General features: G+C 60.4%; 14 protein-coding genes. 9 read left to right on the top strand and 5 right to left on the bottom strand.

Annotated features, from left to right (window positions below; genetic code table 11):
• Nucleotides 1–29: 29 nt before the first annotated feature.
• Nucleotides 30–1,700: a phosphoglucomutase (alpha-D-glucose-1,6-bisphosphate-dependent) gene (pgm, locus tag ACFRJ9_RS08290; protein ID WP_377666325.1), complete on the top strand. Its 1,671-nt coding sequence runs from the start codon at nucleotides 30–32 to the stop codon at nucleotides 1,698–1,700.
• Here the strand turns inward: pgm and ACFRJ9_RS08295 are convergent.
• Nucleotides 1,697–2,194, bottom strand: coding sequence for a 2'-5' RNA ligase family protein (locus tag ACFRJ9_RS08295; RefSeq protein ID WP_377666327.1), 498 nt, complete (start codon nucleotides 2,192–2,194; stop codon nucleotides 1,697–1,699). The genes pgm and ACFRJ9_RS08295 overlap by 4 nt on opposite strands.
• A 207-nt stretch (nucleotides 2,195–2,401) precedes the next feature.
• Complete coding sequence (locus ACFRJ9_RS08300; RefSeq protein WP_377666329.1) at nucleotides 2,402–3,064, bottom strand: TetR family transcriptional regulator; 663 nt, start codon at nucleotides 3,062–3,064, stop codon at nucleotides 2,402–2,404.
• A 106-nt stretch (nucleotides 3,065–3,170) separates the two neighbouring features.
• Between ACFRJ9_RS08300 and ACFRJ9_RS08305 the strand changes: the two genes are divergently transcribed.
• On the top strand, nucleotides 3,171–4,643 hold the full coding sequence (locus ACFRJ9_RS08305) for an MFS transporter (protein WP_377666331.1): 1,473 nt from the start codon (nucleotides 3,171–3,173) through the stop codon (nucleotides 4,641–4,643).
• 68 nt (nucleotides 4,644–4,711) lie between these two features.
• Here ACFRJ9_RS08305 and ACFRJ9_RS08310 read toward each other — a convergent pair whose 3' ends face one another.
• Nucleotides 4,712–5,317 carry a malonic semialdehyde reductase gene (locus ACFRJ9_RS08310; protein WP_377666333.1) on the bottom strand — a complete coding sequence of 202 codons (606 nt, stop codon included), beginning with the start codon at nucleotides 5,315–5,317 and terminating at the stop codon, nucleotides 4,712–4,714.
• A gap of 244 nt (nucleotides 5,318–5,561) precedes the next feature.
• Between ACFRJ9_RS08310 and ACFRJ9_RS08315 the strand changes: the two genes are divergently transcribed.
• From ACFRJ9_RS08315 to ACFRJ9_RS08340, 6 genes are all read left to right on the top strand, one after another.
• Nucleotides 5,562–6,917: a uracil-xanthine permease family protein gene (locus ACFRJ9_RS08315; RefSeq protein WP_377666335.1), complete on the top strand. Its 1,356-nt coding sequence runs from the start codon at nucleotides 5,562–5,564 to the stop codon at nucleotides 6,915–6,917.
• 233 nt (nucleotides 6,918–7,150) lie between these two features.
• On the top strand, nucleotides 7,151–7,543 hold the full coding sequence (locus tag ACFRJ9_RS08320) for a hypothetical protein (RefSeq protein ID WP_377666337.1): 393 nt from the start codon (nucleotides 7,151–7,153) through the stop codon (nucleotides 7,541–7,543).
• Nucleotides 7,544–7,692: 149 nt separating this feature from the next.
• Nucleotides 7,693–8,220: a hypothetical protein gene (locus ACFRJ9_RS08325; RefSeq protein WP_377666339.1), complete on the top strand. Its 528-nt coding sequence runs from the start codon at nucleotides 7,693–7,695 to the stop codon at nucleotides 8,218–8,220.
• Nucleotides 8,221–8,222: 2 nt separating this feature from the next.
• Nucleotides 8,223–9,257: a hypothetical protein gene (locus ACFRJ9_RS08330; protein WP_377666341.1), complete on the top strand. Its 1,035-nt coding sequence runs from the start codon at nucleotides 8,223–8,225 to the stop codon at nucleotides 9,255–9,257.
• Entirely contained in the window at nucleotides 9,248–9,907 is a 660-nt protein-coding gene (locus ACFRJ9_RS08335) for an ATP-binding cassette domain-containing protein (protein ID WP_377666343.1), read from the top strand. Before ACFRJ9_RS08330 ends, ACFRJ9_RS08335 begins: the two co-directional genes overlap by 10 nt.
• A gap of 263 nt (nucleotides 9,908–10,170) precedes the next feature.
• Nucleotides 10,171–10,977 (top strand): hypothetical protein, encoded by an 807-nt coding sequence (locus ACFRJ9_RS08340; protein ID WP_377666345.1) that lies wholly within the window; start codon nucleotides 10,171–10,173, stop codon nucleotides 10,975–10,977.
• Between the two features lie 1,081 nt (nucleotides 10,978–12,058).
• Here ACFRJ9_RS08340 and ACFRJ9_RS08345 read toward each other — a convergent pair.
• Both ACFRJ9_RS08345 and ACFRJ9_RS08350 read right to left on the bottom strand, forming a co-directional pair.
• Nucleotides 12,059–12,508 (bottom strand): hypothetical protein, encoded by a 450-nt coding sequence (locus ACFRJ9_RS08345; RefSeq protein ID WP_377666346.1) that lies wholly within the window; start codon nucleotides 12,506–12,508, stop codon nucleotides 12,059–12,061.
• A 153-nt stretch (nucleotides 12,509–12,661) separates the two neighbouring features.
• A complete protein-coding gene (locus ACFRJ9_RS08350) occupies nucleotides 12,662–12,997 on the bottom strand; it encodes an FxLYD domain-containing protein (protein ID WP_377666348.1) in 336 nt (111 codons plus the stop codon).
• Nucleotides 12,998–13,776: 779 nt separating this feature from the next.
• On the opposite strand from ACFRJ9_RS08350, the gene ACFRJ9_RS08355 reads away from it, so the two are divergent.
• Nucleotides 13,777–14,196 carry a hypothetical protein gene (locus tag ACFRJ9_RS08355; protein ID WP_377666350.1) on the top strand — a complete coding sequence of 140 codons (420 nt, stop codon included), beginning with the start codon at nucleotides 13,777–13,779 and terminating at the stop codon, nucleotides 14,194–14,196.
• Nucleotides 14,197–14,672: the final 476 nt, after the last annotated feature.

Consider the following 14,672-nt stretch of genomic DNA (forward strand, 5'->3'; position numbering starts at 1 on the left):
GGGCGCGAGGGTCTGGCATGCTGGACCCCATGGCTAGCCGAGCGGGCACAGTTGCCCTTCCCCAGGACCTTGTTGACATCACAGCCCTGCTGGACGCGTATTTCGACGTAGCTCCGGATTTGGGCGATCCCGCGCAGCGCGTGGCGTTTGGAACGTCGGGACACCGCGGATCCAGCTTGAAATCATCGTTCAACGAACCGCACATTCTTGCCATCACGCAGGCGATCGTTGAATACCGCGGCCGTCAAGGAATCACGGGTCCGCTCTTCATCGGGCGGGACACCCATGCACTGAGCGAGCCGGCCCAGAACTCCGCGCTGGAGGTGCTCGCTGCCAACGGCGTGACCGTCCTGGTGGATGCCCGCCACGGCTACACACCCACGCCGGCCCTGAGCCACGCGATCCTCAAATACAACAACGAAGCTGCGCCGGGTACTCCTCAGGCCGACGGCATCGTTGTCACCCCCAGCCACAACCCGCCCGGCGATGGTGGCTTCAAGTACAACCCTCCGCACGGCGGCCCGGCCGACACCGACGCCACGGGCTGGATTGCCGACCGCGCCAACCAACTGCTCGAAAACGGGCTGCGGGGAGTCAAGCGCATCCCCTTGAACGATGCCCTGAACGCCGAGACCACCGGCAAGTTCGATTTCCTCAGCAGCTACGTGGACGACCTCCCCTCCGTGTTGAACCTGGACGCGATCCGTGAGGCTGGTGTCCGCATCGGCGCCGACCCCATGGGCGGTGCGTCCGTGGACTACTGGGGCGAGATCGGCGAGCGCCACCAACTCAACCTCACCGTCGTGAACCCGACTGTTGATCCCCAGTGGGCGTTCATGACCCTCGACTGGGACGAGAAGATCCGCATGGATTGCTCATCGCCGTCGGCCATGGCATCGCTGATCAAGCGGATGTCCGACTCAACGGGCTCCTCCGGCGCTGGTTCCGCGTTCGACATCGCCACCGGTAACGACGCCGACGCAGACCGCCACGGAATCGTCACTCCCGACGGCGGGCTCATGAACCCGAACCACTACCTCGCCGTAGCCATCGACTACCTGTACCGGAACCGCAGCGGCTGGAACCCGGAATCCGTGGTGGGAAAGACGCTGGTTTCGTCCTCCATCATCGACCGCGTTGCTGCCGGTCTGGGCCGCAAGCTGGTTGAGGTCCCTGTTGGCTTCAAGTGGTTCGTACCGGGCCTGCTTTCCGGCGAGGGCGCATTCGGTGGCGAGGAATCGGCCGGCGCATCCTTCAACAAGCTCGACGGCAGCGTGTGGACCACCGACAAGGACGGCATCCTGCTGGCACTGCTGGCATCGGAGATTACGGCTGTTACGGGGTCTTCTCCGTCGCAGCTGTACAAGGGGCTTACCGACCAGTTCGGCGCACCCGTTTACGCCCGCATCGACGCCGCCGCCACCCGTGAGCAGAAGTCCAAGCTGGGCAAACTCTCGGCTGCAGACGTCACCGCTACCTCGCTGGCGGGCGAAGAGATCACGGCGAAGCTCACCGAGGCTCCGGGGAACGGCGCCTCGATCGGCGGCCTGAAGGTTGTCACCGAGAACGCCTGGTTCGCTGCCCGCCCCTCCGGCACCGAGGACGTCTACAAGATCTACGCCGAGTCCTTCAAGGGCGCCGACCACCTTGCCCTCGTGCAAGAGGAAGCCAAAGCACTGGTGGACGGGGTGATCGCCTAGGTCCGAGTCTCCTGGGTCCAGAGCCTGAGGATCCGCCGGATGGTGTGGTCGCCTTCGGGAGCCATGTCCACCAGCGCTACTTGATCAAGCACGACGACGTCTCCGGACCTGGGGCGTTTGCCGTCGTGGTGCGAGATGTGCGGCCGGTACCGTTCGAGAACGTAGTTCGGGGTCGCGATCCTTCCACCCACGGCGGCAACGGCTTGGACGATTTCCTCATGAAGGCCCTGGAGCAACGGGTTGTGGTCGATCAGGCTCACGGGGATCGAACCCAGATGCCCGAAACCCGCCTCTCCGCCCACAGTCAGTTGGGTTCCGAGCGCTCCCTTGACGGGTGCTTCGGCCAGCTCGCTCAGGACACCTTCGACGTCGGCACTTGCCTGGGTGCCGACGTCGAACCTTAACAGGGTGATGTGAAGCGGCCAATCGCTGCGCGGAAAAACCAGCCCCGGCGCGACGGGCTCGGTGAACGCCACCCAGATGAGGTTCCGCATAGGCATAGTTTGCCACCGGTCCCGGCCCGAAGCCCGTTGACGGGAACTGCGAGAGGGTTCCGGAGAAGGCGTCGGGAACTGCGAGAGGGTCGCCCGGAAAGGTGTTGTGATCTGAGAGAGCGTCCGTAGGTTCCCGATGCACTCTCACATCCCGGCGGGAATTCCCGGCCCTCTCTCACATCCCGGCGGGTGATCGCCAACGCTTTCTCACTTGCGGGTTTGTTCCGCCAAGAGAACCTTGAACACTTGTCCGAGCGGTTCATTGAGTTCCCGGGACGACGCCGACGAAAGCGGCTGCACGCCCGTGGCTGTTCGCAGCATGACGAGGCCGAGCATGGTGGCAATGGCAATTTGCGCGCGAAGGAGCAGCGGTTCGGTAGCGGGATCATCTGCGCTCCACCCGGCTGCAGCTGCGAGCTGCTCCGTGAAGGATTCCAGGGTCCTGCGGCGGATCCGATCGGCGTTTTCGTCGCCGGATGAACGCAACAGGAGCAGGAGTTGCAGGGGATCGTCGGCATTGGGGGCTTCGACGACATGTGTGAGGAGCCTGGCGATCACGTCGTCGACACTGGCAGGCCTTGTCCTGATGCGGGGATCGAGCTCATCCACCGTGCGGTTCATGCACGCCTCAAAAAGGCCCTCTTTCGACCCGAAGTACCGGTTAATGAGTGCCACATTGACGCCCGCGTCCGCGGCGATATGGCGGACCGTGGTGGCCCGGTAGCCTTCTGTGGCAAACCGTCTGCGGGCGGCGCGAACCAATGCGCGTCGAGTGACGTCCGCGTCGCGTCCGGATCGAACCAACTCCTCATCCGCCATGGCTGGCGCATCCTCGAGGGCTGCTGTGGACTGCTGCGATTCGTTGCTCACACACCCAACTCTAGCTCCACGACGCATCAAGTAAACGATTGTTGACATGAGCAACCATCACGCTTTATTCTCTAAGTAATCAACCGTTTACATGCCGAGGAGCACCATGTCCAGCACCATTGAGCGCGCGAAAAGCGCTTCGACACCGGGTCCGGAGGCACACCGCAAGCGCGGCACCGCGATCATCGCGTACCTGTCCCTCGGCGGCCTTTCCTTCGCAGTCCTGCAATCACTGGTTGCGCCGGCGCTTGGCACCATTGGCAAAGACCTCGGCGTCGCAACCAGCGACGCCAGCTGGGTGCTCACGGCCTACTTGTTGTCCGCCTCAGTGCTGACGCCGATCCTCGGACGCCTGGGCGACATGGTGGGCAAGCGAAAAGTCCTGATAGTTGTGCTTTCCCTGCTCCTGGTGGGCACTGTTCTCGCCGCCCTCGCCCCCAACCTGGCCGTGCTGATCATCGGCCGCGTGCTCCAAGGGGCCGCCGGCGCAGTGATGCCGCTGTCCATCGGCATCGTCCGCGACGAACTCCCGAAGGAACGCGTCAGCGTCACCATCGGATTGCTGTCGGCCATCTTCGGCATCGGTGCTGGTGTTGGAATCGTCGCCGCAGGTCCGATTGTTGAGGCCCTCTCTTGGCACTGGCTGTTCTGGCTGCCGGCCGGACTCGTCCTCATCGCCCTCCTTGGGGCCATCTTCGGCATGCCAGAATCACCCGTCAAAACCCCAGGCAAGCTCGATCTCCTGGGCACCGGCATCCTCTCCGTGGGCCTTGTTGCGGTGCTGCTCGCCATCAGCGAAGGCCAGACCTGGGGCTGGGGCGACGGCAAGACCATCGCGCTGCTTGTCGGTGGCGGTTTAGCGCTTGTGGCGTTCGTCCTGGTTGAACTGCGCGTTGCTGAGCCGCTGATCGATGTGCGGCTGTTCCGCAACCGCGGCGTGTGGACGGCCCACATCGTTGCGCTGGCGTTTGGTTTCGCGATGTTCGGCACTTTCGTTCTGGTTCCCACGATCCTCCAGCTGCCCAGCGTCCTCGGCTACGGATTTGGCAAGACCGTCAGTGAGGCTGGCATCTATCTGCTGCCCACCGTCGTCGCGATGGTTATTTCGGGTGTCATTGCCGGTGCCCTGATCCGCAAGGTCGGACCCAAGATCCCCATGATTCTTGGCGCCGTGGCCGTCACCGTCGCCTTCGTCATTCCCGCCCTGGGGCACGGGGAAGAATGGCACATCGTGGTGTCCGGCATCCTGACCGGCATCGGCATCGGCATGGCCCTCGCCGCGACGTCCAACGCGATCGTGGAGAGTGTGCCGGCCACTCAGACCGGTGAAGCCATCAGCGCGAACACCGTGCTGCGCACCATCGGCAGCAGCATTGGCACGGCAGTCATCGCCGCACTGATCTCCTCCAACATCACACCGCAGGGCGCACCGTCGGACGATGCCTTCACCATCGGTTTCTGGGTTTCGGCCGGCGTAGGTGTGCTGGCGTTGCTCGCGGCCCTCGTTGTGCCTTCCCGGGTGCAGCGGCGCCGGAACGCGGAAGCTGCAGGCATCGACGACTTCGACGAAGCGGCCTGACCACCGTCCCCGGCCAACAAAAAACGCCCGCTCACACAAATGTGAGCGGGCGTTTCTGCTGTGAGGTCTTAGACGGTGCGGACAACGTCGTCGTAAGCGAACTTCGGCTTTGCTTCACCCCAGGCGTCCGGGCCGGGCTGGCCGATGTTGACCACGAGGAAGCTCTTCTGGTCGCCCGCCGGGAAGAACTCGGCGTCGATAGCGGAGAAGTCAGCGCCGGTCATCGGGCCAGCGGCGAAACCAAGCGAGCGCACTGCAAGGATGAAGTAACCGGCCTGCAGGTGGGCGTTGTTGTTGCCCGTGGATGCAGCCAGGGCGGCATCGGCGTCGTACATTGCCTTGGGCGCGCCGTAGGCGGGCAGGAACTTGTCCCACTGACCCTGCCAGTCGGTGTCATAGGAGAGGACGGCGACCAGCGGAGCGGACGCGGTTTTGGCCTTGTTGCCGTTGGAGAGGGTGTCCACCAGCTTGGCGCGGGCTTCGTCCGAGCGGACGTAGGTCACGCGGAGGGGCTGGGAGTTGAAGGCGGTGGGGCCGAACTTGGTGAGCTCGTAGATGGCGCGGGCCTGCTCGTCGGTGACCTCACCGGCGAAGCTGTTGGCGGTACGGGCTTCGGCAAAAATGGCGTCGACTGCTGCGGCGTCAATGACTGCTTCTTCGTGGGCGATCGTCATTCGTAAACCTTTCGCTGGGCCGGGCCTTGTGGTCGGCCAGGCACTTCTGCTTTCCATGGTTGCAACTTCAAGTTCCCTTGTCCTCTTCCCGTGACGGCCCGTGACGTTGCGCACAGTGCCCCTGTGGGATCTGCGTTGTGAGGCCCGCTTTGCGCTCCATCCGGCGCGCGAGGCGCGTAGAGCGGGCCCCGCAATGGCGGTAATGTTGCACCGAATCCCAACAATCTTCTGAGGAAGGCCCGCCATGAGCATGCTCGGCACCAAATGGAAGCTCCACGGCAACGGCAAGTCCATTCGCCCCGGCCACGTGGTGGCGCCCGACGAGCGGCTGGCCTGGCCCCTGACCATCGGCATCGGCATGCAGCACGTGGTGGCCATGTTCGGGGCCACCTTCCTGGTCCCCATCATCACGGGCATGCCGCCGGCCACCACCCTGTTCTTCTCGGGCATCGGCACGCTGCTGTTCCTCGTTATCACCAAGGGCCGCGTGCCCAGCTACCTGGGGTCAAGTTTCGCGTTCATCGCCCCGATCATGGCGTCCCAGCAGCAGTACGGCGTTGCCGGCGCCTTGGGCGGCGTGGTGCTTGCCGGCGTCGTGCTGGCGCTTATTGGTGCGGTGGTCCAGAAGTTCGGCGCCGAATGGATCAACCGGCTCATGCCGCCGATCGTTACCGGCGCCATCGTGGCGCTGATCGGCCTTAACCTGGCGCCTGCCGCGAAGGCGAACTTCGACCTCGCGCCCGTCACCGCACTCATCACGCTGGTCACGATCATCCTGGTTTCTGTTTTATTCCGCGGAATCCTGGGGCGCCTCAGCATCCTGGTGGGTGTGGTTGTGGGGTACCTCGTGGCGATGATGCGCGGCGAGGTCAGTTACGAAAAGATGGATGCCGCTGCGTGGGTTGGCCTGCCGTTTTTCCAGACGCCCGAATTCCACATCGGCGTAGTGGGTCTGTTTGTGCCGGTGGTGCTGGTGCTGGTGGCTGAGAACGTTGGGCACGTGAAGTCGGTGGCCGCAATGACCGGCCAGAACCTCGACGGCGTCTCCGGCCGCGCACTGATGGCCGACGGCGCCGCGACGGTACTTGCCGGGTTCGGCGGCGGTTCCGGTACAACGACGTACGCGGAGAACATCGGCGTCATGGCCGCCACCAAGGTGTATTCGACGGCGGCCTACTGGGTGGCCGGTATCTTCGCCATCCTGCTGAGCTTTTCGCCGAAATTCGGCGAGCTGATCGCGACTGTGCCGGCCGGTGTCCTGGGCGGTGCCGCGACGATGCTGTACGGCATGATCGGCGTGCTCGGCGTGAAGATCTGGGTTCAGAACAAGGTCAACTTCTCCAACCCGATCAACCTGACCACAGCTGCTGTGGCTTTGATCATTGGCATCGCGGACTACACGTGGACCATTGGCGAGCTGAAGTTCACGGGCATTGCCCTTGGTTCCGCTGCTGCCCTGGTGATCTACCACGGCATGAAGGGACTGGCTCACTGGCGCGGGACCGTGGCTGAGCCGGAGACCGAGACGGCGGGGCTGCCACCTGCGGTGAAGTCGGCGATGAATGCTGCGGCTAAGCGGACGGGGAAGAAGGGGAAGTAGGCCGGACTCTCAATCTTCTGTTCCGTCACGCACGAGCTGCCGTGAACGCCGTCGCCGACTTCACCAATGCCGCTCCAGCCTCCTTGCGGTGAGAAACCCCCAATCTCTCGTAATGTGATTCAAATCACAATTATGACTGGCTGACTCTCAGGCCGCGGAAAATAGCGGCAAAAAGCCACTGGTAAGGGTACTTTCATAATCTCAGGCGCCGGGTCGCGGCTTAGCATTCTCGATTGGCTGAAGTTCTTGATTGCCAAATTCAACGGGCATTGGTAGGCAATACTCATCCGAGGCATACGACCTTGGCTGAATATTGGGGAATTACATTGAGTTCGAATCTTGTTAAGAAGCTTGTTTCTTGCGCCACTGTTGTCGCGGTGGCCGGCGGAATTGCACTATCCACGGCTGGGCCGTCGTCTGCCGCAGTGGATGGCATGACGAACAATTGGACCAACTGGTGGACTGCTCACGCAGAGGTTTGGGTTTTCAATCCGAGTCAGCGAGTTCGATCTATTGCCCATCTTGGCAATACTTGGTTCTATGGCGCGCCATCGAACTCCTACTCTTGGGCTGAGGTAACTGGTTATAGCTGGACCCACGAGGCCTACCAGATTCGCATCTCCTAATCGGAGCATTCAAGTTGAATACCTCGACGAAAATCAGATCCTCCGCATCCGTTGTCCTCGTCGCTTGCATACTTCCCTTGGTTGTCGCCTGCTCAGGTGGCGACCAAGGGAGTTCCGAGCGCCGACATATTGCGAACAACTTTGGCGAATTGGTCGCCACCGCACTGAACGATCCCACGCTCCAGGAGTTCGACAGGGACGTCCTGGAACGAGCCAAAGTCTCAGGACGAATCGAGCAAGCGGACTACGACGAGGCCTATAGCCGTTTCGCGCAGTGCATGGCGACATCGGGGAAACCCGTCACCCTAAAGAAACTTAGCAACGGCCTGTACCGAATTGAGAACACTCCACTGGCGGATGGGGAGTCGGTCCAAACTGCCATGTCAATCGTGACTCAGTGCGAGAAGGGAACAACCAACGAGGTCGGCGAACTCTACGGCATCCAGCAAGGAAACCCCGAGCTGCTCGCCAACCCCTATGAAATCGCCCACAAGTGCCTCGAAGCCGAGGGCATCGTTGATTCGACTTTCTCTCATGAAGATCTACGGAAGATCATGGGTTCCCCCGGAAGTCCGGGGTCCACCCTGGAAGACCGGCTTCCCTTTGACCCCTACAGCGATGAAGCTCAAGCCTGCTTCGTCGGGGCCAACATGGCCCTCGGGAAGGAGACGTCGTAGACGTGTCAAGAACCCGTTGGTTGTCGTATGCGCTCGTTGGCGTCTCTAGTGCGGCTGTGGCCGTCGTCGCCGTGCTTGGGGCGACGGCCCTCGCTGCGCCCGCATCCCTGAGCCCTCCAGGCGAAGCTATGTCTGCTGCCGTCACGATGACCGGGTATCGAGATGAACGCACTGTGGCGGGGGAAATTGAGGCATCAGAACCCGTGGAAGCGACTCTGGGGCTCTCGGGCACCGTCACATCGTCGGCGTGCACGGCCGGCGGCGAGATCAAATCGGGACACGTCGTGGCCTCATTGAGCGGCCGGCCGGTCCTCGGCCTCCATTCCGCGGTGCCTTTCTATAGAGATATAGGTCCAGGAACCGCGGGGGCGGATGTCGACGCATTCCGCGCACAGCTCAAGGCGACGGGCCTCGATGTGGCGGAGAAGGGCGCCTACGGAGCAGATCTGAGGGCAGCGATCCTCAAGATCCAAACGGATCTGGCGCTGAAGAACCACGACGCCGTCCTCCACCATGAAGAAACACTCTGGCTGCCTGCTGACAGCGTCCGAGTGAAGTCCTGCAATGCGTTGCTCGGGTCACAATACGCTCCCGGGTCCCCGTTCATTACCATCGTTGGGTCTGTTAGCAGCCTGCGTGTTGTCTATCCTCCCGGCCAACCACCCGCCCCGGGTGCCAGGCTCGTGTCCTTCGGGAACGTGTCCGCTCCGGTGTCTGCCGATGGTATGGTCACGGATCCGACCCTGCTGGGCGAGATATCTCGGAGTCCCGACTTTGCTGCGACTCAGTCAAGCAATAGCCCGAAGCCGCTAAGCATCAAGACGTCACTGGCTTCTCCCCTGGAAGTTGCGAAAGTTCCTGTCTCCGGGGTGTTCGGCGCACACCAAAGCACAGCTTGCGTGAAGTCCGCGGAAGGAACCATCATTCCCATCACCATCGCTGGCTCAAGCGCAGGATCAGTGCTGGCTACCTTCGAGAAAGAGGTACCGAAAGAAATCCTGTTGGGCGAGGCCATAGGAGCCAGAGAATGCCCATAGACGGTTCCTTAGGTCAAGCGGAACCCCAAACCAAGCTGAGTCTTCACGGCGTCGGTCACGGATTTGAAGCGAATCATTTCCTTTTCCGAAACTTGAATGCTGAATTCCCGGCAAATTCGGCAAGGGGACTCAGAGGACCCTCCGGTTCGGGAAAATCAACACTATTGTCCATCATCGCCGGTTGGGAAATGCCAAAAGAAGGCCACGTCGAACGAACTGGAATTTCTACTGTTCGCTGGGTATTTCAAAATCCTCTGGGCGTGCCGCAGCGGACGGCACTCGATCACGTCGCGCTACCTTACCTGGCCACGGGACTCTCCCGGAATCACAGCGAGGAACTGGCCTTTGAGCGGCTCGCGGACTTCGGGCTGCAAAGAAGTGCCAGCAAGCGATTCTCTCTACTTTCAGGCGGCGAGGCACAACGTTTGATGCTCGCGCGGGCAGTGGCCGGAAATCCTGATCTCATCCTCGTCGATGAGCCAACGGCGCAGCTAGATCGAGCAACCGCTGGCACAGTCAACTCTGTGCTTGGCGGACTAGCCAAAAGCGGAGCTGTAGTCATCGTGGCCAGCCACGACCAGGACACCCTGGATGCGTGTTCGGAAGTTCTGGACCTCACGACACTTGGTGCCGGGAGCACTGCCACGTGATGCGGGCGGATGTGATTTTTCGAGAAGCCTGGCGCAACGTACAGAGCGGAGCATCAAAGGCTGGCTGGCTCGCCATCGCACTCATACTCGCCATCTCGTTTGCATCTTGCGCGGAGCTGTGGACTGTCTCAGCACTGGATAAGCGCGCACGTGACTATCATTCCGCGGGCGCGTCAGTCCGTGTCCTGAAGGTCGATGCTGGCATCGACCCGAAACGATGTGATGCCCTTTCCAATACAAGTGGCATTCTCTCGGCCGGAGCGATGAAGTCCGTGGCGCCGATCGGCATCACCAGCCTGCCCGGAGTCACAACTCCATCATTTGCGACGACGCTGGGTTTCCAAAAGGTCCTCGGCTTGGGCGCCGCACTGAACACTGGGGTCCTCATCTCAGAACCACTCGCGAAACGCTGGAAGATCCGGAGCGGCGATCTCTTGGAAACTGATCAAGGACCCATTTCCGTGGCGGCAATTTTCCCGTATCCAGAGAATGATGGTCGAGACAGCCGCCTTGCCAATGCAGTGCTGTTCCCCTCGCTGCCGACAGGCACGTTCGATGAATGCTGGGCAGATGTATGGCCCTCGACTGCAGGCTTCGACTCCCTCATTCGCGCCTCTCAGGGCACCGGCTCGGGAGAAGCTGCTGCGTCGGTTTCGACTTTGAACCCTACCTTCGGCTTGGTTTTTGCAGGGGCGGACGAGTACCAAGCGCGGCTAACCCGGTACTCCCCGGCCGCTTCAGCCGCGTTGGGACTCGTCATCGGACTTTTGGGAGGGGCACGTCGACGGCTCGAATACGCGTCATCGCTCCATGCGGGTGTGACGAGCGGTGATCTCACCCTCACGGCTTTGGTTGAGGCAGCGGTTTGGGCCGGAGTTGCTGGCCTTGTTGCCACAGCGAGTGTCGTCCTTGTTGCGCGCTTTGCGGTGCCATTGATTGCTGAGGACCTTTATAGCCATTTCCTCCTGATAGGCGGCTTGGGCAGCCTCGGCGCTATAACTGGAAGCCTGCTCATAGCGACCTTCAGCCGCGAGTCTCGTCTCTTCAAGTACTTCAAGGAACGTAGCTGAACCACGACGGCGGTCCTCGCCTCAGACTGAGGCGACGACCGCCGTCGAACTTTACTTACCGCTCCCGAACTTAGTGTCAGGCTTGCCACAGAAGCGCTTCGCTGGCCAGACGCCATATTCGTCAGCATTGGAGTGGGGTTGATCATTTTGCACACCGTCCGGGTTATTCGCCTACGCAGGGGCCAGCCAGGCGGTCTCCTGCAGGCCCGTTAGAGGATCCCCAATCGAACGCTGAGGGCGCTCGTTCGCCACCGCTTACGGGACCGAAGTGAGCTGCCTGATACAGAGCGGTGTGGGGCGGTCGTCTGGTAGCGTCGGGCAACGAACACTTGGGGGGAACATATTGGACACCGAATTTGCCAGGGTAAGACCTGATAGACCACGTCTAGCCGTGGTCCTGGCTACGATCTTCTGCTCACTGTCAGTTCTGCCCGCGATTCTATCCGCTCTTATCGCTGGTGCCACCGTTACCTCTGTACTCACCGGGACCGGGGCTACGTCGAACCAGGCGCTGCAAGTCAGCGCCGTTCTGGCAACGTTTATAGCCGGCTTAGTGGCTTTTGTGATGATGCGACGAAGCGTTACCGCCCGTAGAACCTGGGTATGGGCAGGCTTGGCCATCTTCCTCGTTGTAGCAGCGTCCGCCCCTATAGTTTGGGTTGCCGCACAAGCCTTCGCCGGGGAGTGGTGCGAATATCAACCCGGCGGCAGAGGCGGCGCCGAAATTCGCTCGGTCGATGATGTTCCGGCCTTGTGCCGTTAGGCCTTGGAGAACCACGCTCCCTACATCGCTTTCCCTCAGCTGCAATTTCTCTTCGCGCCCGATAGTGCGAGTTCAAGCCATACTCGGTTTCGCCGTCCGGTAGAGGATCCTCCACCGGACACCTTCCGGGCGAGGCATTCCGGGCTGCAAGCGAAAGAGGCCCTTGATTGCTGGCGCCCTCAGCTCAGCCATCTCCTTTATTACTCGAGCTCTAATATTCGCAGCCGGACACCCATTAAGCAGGCAAGAAACGTGTCAGGCTGGACAGCTTGCCGCCCCAACGCGCGCTCTGCTGGTTGGGGCGGCACCCTATTGCTGTCAGTTCTTCTTGAGATTCACCGTTGTTGTGGTTCCAAGCGCGCTGACCTTGTAGCTGATGGTGCCGGCTTCGTATTTGAACTCTTTGACGTCATCGCTGGATGCAAGGAGCGCTGATTTAGTCGCTTCGACGTCCCTCGCGGAGGTCCAGGTATACGGTTCGGTGGCACTTGAAGGCGCCGCGAACGTCCCGACCCAGTAGATCGAGGTGGTATTGCCGCTGTCGGTGACCCATTCAACCGTTATTTTGTCGGCGGTGATTGTGGCTTGCTGATAGGACTTCTCGCTGGCGGGGTTGCTCTGCTTCCAGCCACCGGTCAGGTCCGGGGTTTTGGGTTCCTCTTGAGTGGTTTTGGATTCGGCAGTGCCGTTCGTGGCGGGGGCCGCACCGGCGCACCCGGTCAAGGTAAGGGCTGCTACCAGTAGGACAGGCGTGATGAGTTTCTTCATGGTGTCTCCATATTTTGACGATAAACGGCGATGACTGCTTGGTTGTGGATTGGGCTACGAGGTTGGTCAGCACGAAGGAATTTGTATGAAGCCCTCAGTGCTTGATGGCATCTCCGGCCTCGCCGACCGTACTGGGGGCTAATCTTGCTTGAACTACTTCAGAGCCTCATACCCTGAAACTCCCAGGAGGAATGATGGGCAGGCTTTGTCAGCCAGCCCGATCTGAAAGGTCACGCTTTGACCTGCAGCGATATCGGCCGAAGGCGAGGCGTATCCCGTCAGTGTGTCCAGCATTGCGCCCTTCTCGTCGAAGCACGTCACATGCACGGAGTAGGGGCCGCTCAGCTTGTCATCTGAGGAATTGGTGGCCTTACCAGTCACGTTTTCCCCGGCGATGTTCGCTTGGTCAACTTTCAGATCCCGGAAGTAGGGCTTGCCTGTCACTGGACGGGATGCAACCGTAAACTCGATCTTTGAGTCAGTCTTCACCGGGGTATTGGGTTGGAAATATACAAAGCCGAGTGCCACTCCACCTGGTGGGATGCTCGAAGGATTAAACCCTTGGCTCTGACCCGAACCGACAATTGTGCCGGCCGCGTCCGTCGCTGCGCCAGTGACATCCACGCTGCTGATCGTGTCAGTAGTGTTGTTTCGAACAGCAATGGGCACCGATGTGCCACCGTACCCTGAGGTGATCGGACCTGACGCGACCACATCCACTTTCCCAGAAGTCCCAGCCCCAAGCGAAGCACTCGCCGTACCCGAAAGCCAACCCTGAGCGACGGCATCAGCCAGTGTTCCCTGTTTGACCTCCGTGGCCTTCGTCGTGGTTGCCACCGCAGCAGGCTGGCCCCCCGTAGCTGTTCCGCCCCCAGTTTGCGAGGTGCCGGGCGAAGAGCAGGCGCCCAATATAAGCACACTCAGGGCGGCAGCCATTGTTACCAAACGGTTATTCATTTGTTCCCCCACTAGTCGTTATCAGTTACTCATCCACCAGCGGTGGAATAACAACCCTGAGAATAACCGACGGCAATGACATTCCCGACCTAGGCACCGCGTGCGACTTGAGATCCGCTCTATATGACGTAGTCCAGGATTCGTTGAACTAACACTGTCATTACAGACGCGACGTCCCAATCTAAAAGAGGCTGATCCTCAGGGCCAGGAAATCAATGCCAGAGCGATGGTGACAGTTTCGATTGACTTGTTACGGCATCGACTGGATGCCAGTGACAACGATTTTTTCCTAAGTGTCTAAGGTTGCACTTATGAAGAAGACCATCACCCTTTTCCTCGGAGCGGCCCTGGGATCGGTATCTCTCAGCGGGTGTTCATCAACTCAAAATGAAGGACCTTGCAAAGACTTCGAAAGGATGTATAACGCTGTCGACCTGAGAGACAAGCTGATAGTGGTTGATTGGCGCGGTGAAGATTACAGACCATCGCTAAAGAAACTTGCCGCTACGGCGGGGGCCGGTGCTGCCCAAGCCTCTGGTGAAGTAAAAAGCAACTTGGACCGCATTGTCCAGCTCGAAGACATGTACACGAAAACAGCCACTGGAGCTGATGTTCCCTATTCATTCCTGGACGTGCGCGGCTGGCTTGACGATGCACGAGATAAATTGGTGGACGCCTGCAGTAGCTCTGGCTACGCCATAGCCCTGGAACCCGACCATCCTGTTCGCTAAATATTGGGTAGGTGCGGAAGATGAAATACTTCCTATCCGGCTAAAGGAAGTAGATTCCGGTCAGACTTCGAACAAACGTGTACTCGTAAACCAATGACAAGGGCCACCGTGGAAGACCGCGGTGGCCCTTATGACTTGGATTTACTTTCGCGATCGTTCCTTCAAGATCAGCATGCCGACCAAGACAACGACAACGATAGAAGCAAGCAAAGTATTCCGATCAGCACCCGGGGTACCGCTGTAGTCCATTGAACCAAAGCCCCATGTTGCGATGAGTACTGACCAAGCCCCCAGAACAAGGCTGAGAACAGGCAGCTGAAAGACTTTATGGTATACGCAGAAACGCCTGTCAACGGTAAGCCGGCCGGAAAGCTAATCCTCTACGGTCGAGGGGATACTGTGCTCTCACAAGAGCTGAAGGACATGATCAAATGCGGGGAGATCCTGAAGGAGGAGATACCTTATTCGCTAGACGG

Origin of the sequence: Paenarthrobacter sp. NPDC056912 (assembly GCF_042786555.1) — a bacterium.
In the GTDB taxonomy this organism is placed as follows: domain Bacteria; phylum Actinomycetota; class Actinomycetes; order Actinomycetales; family Micrococcaceae; genus Arthrobacter.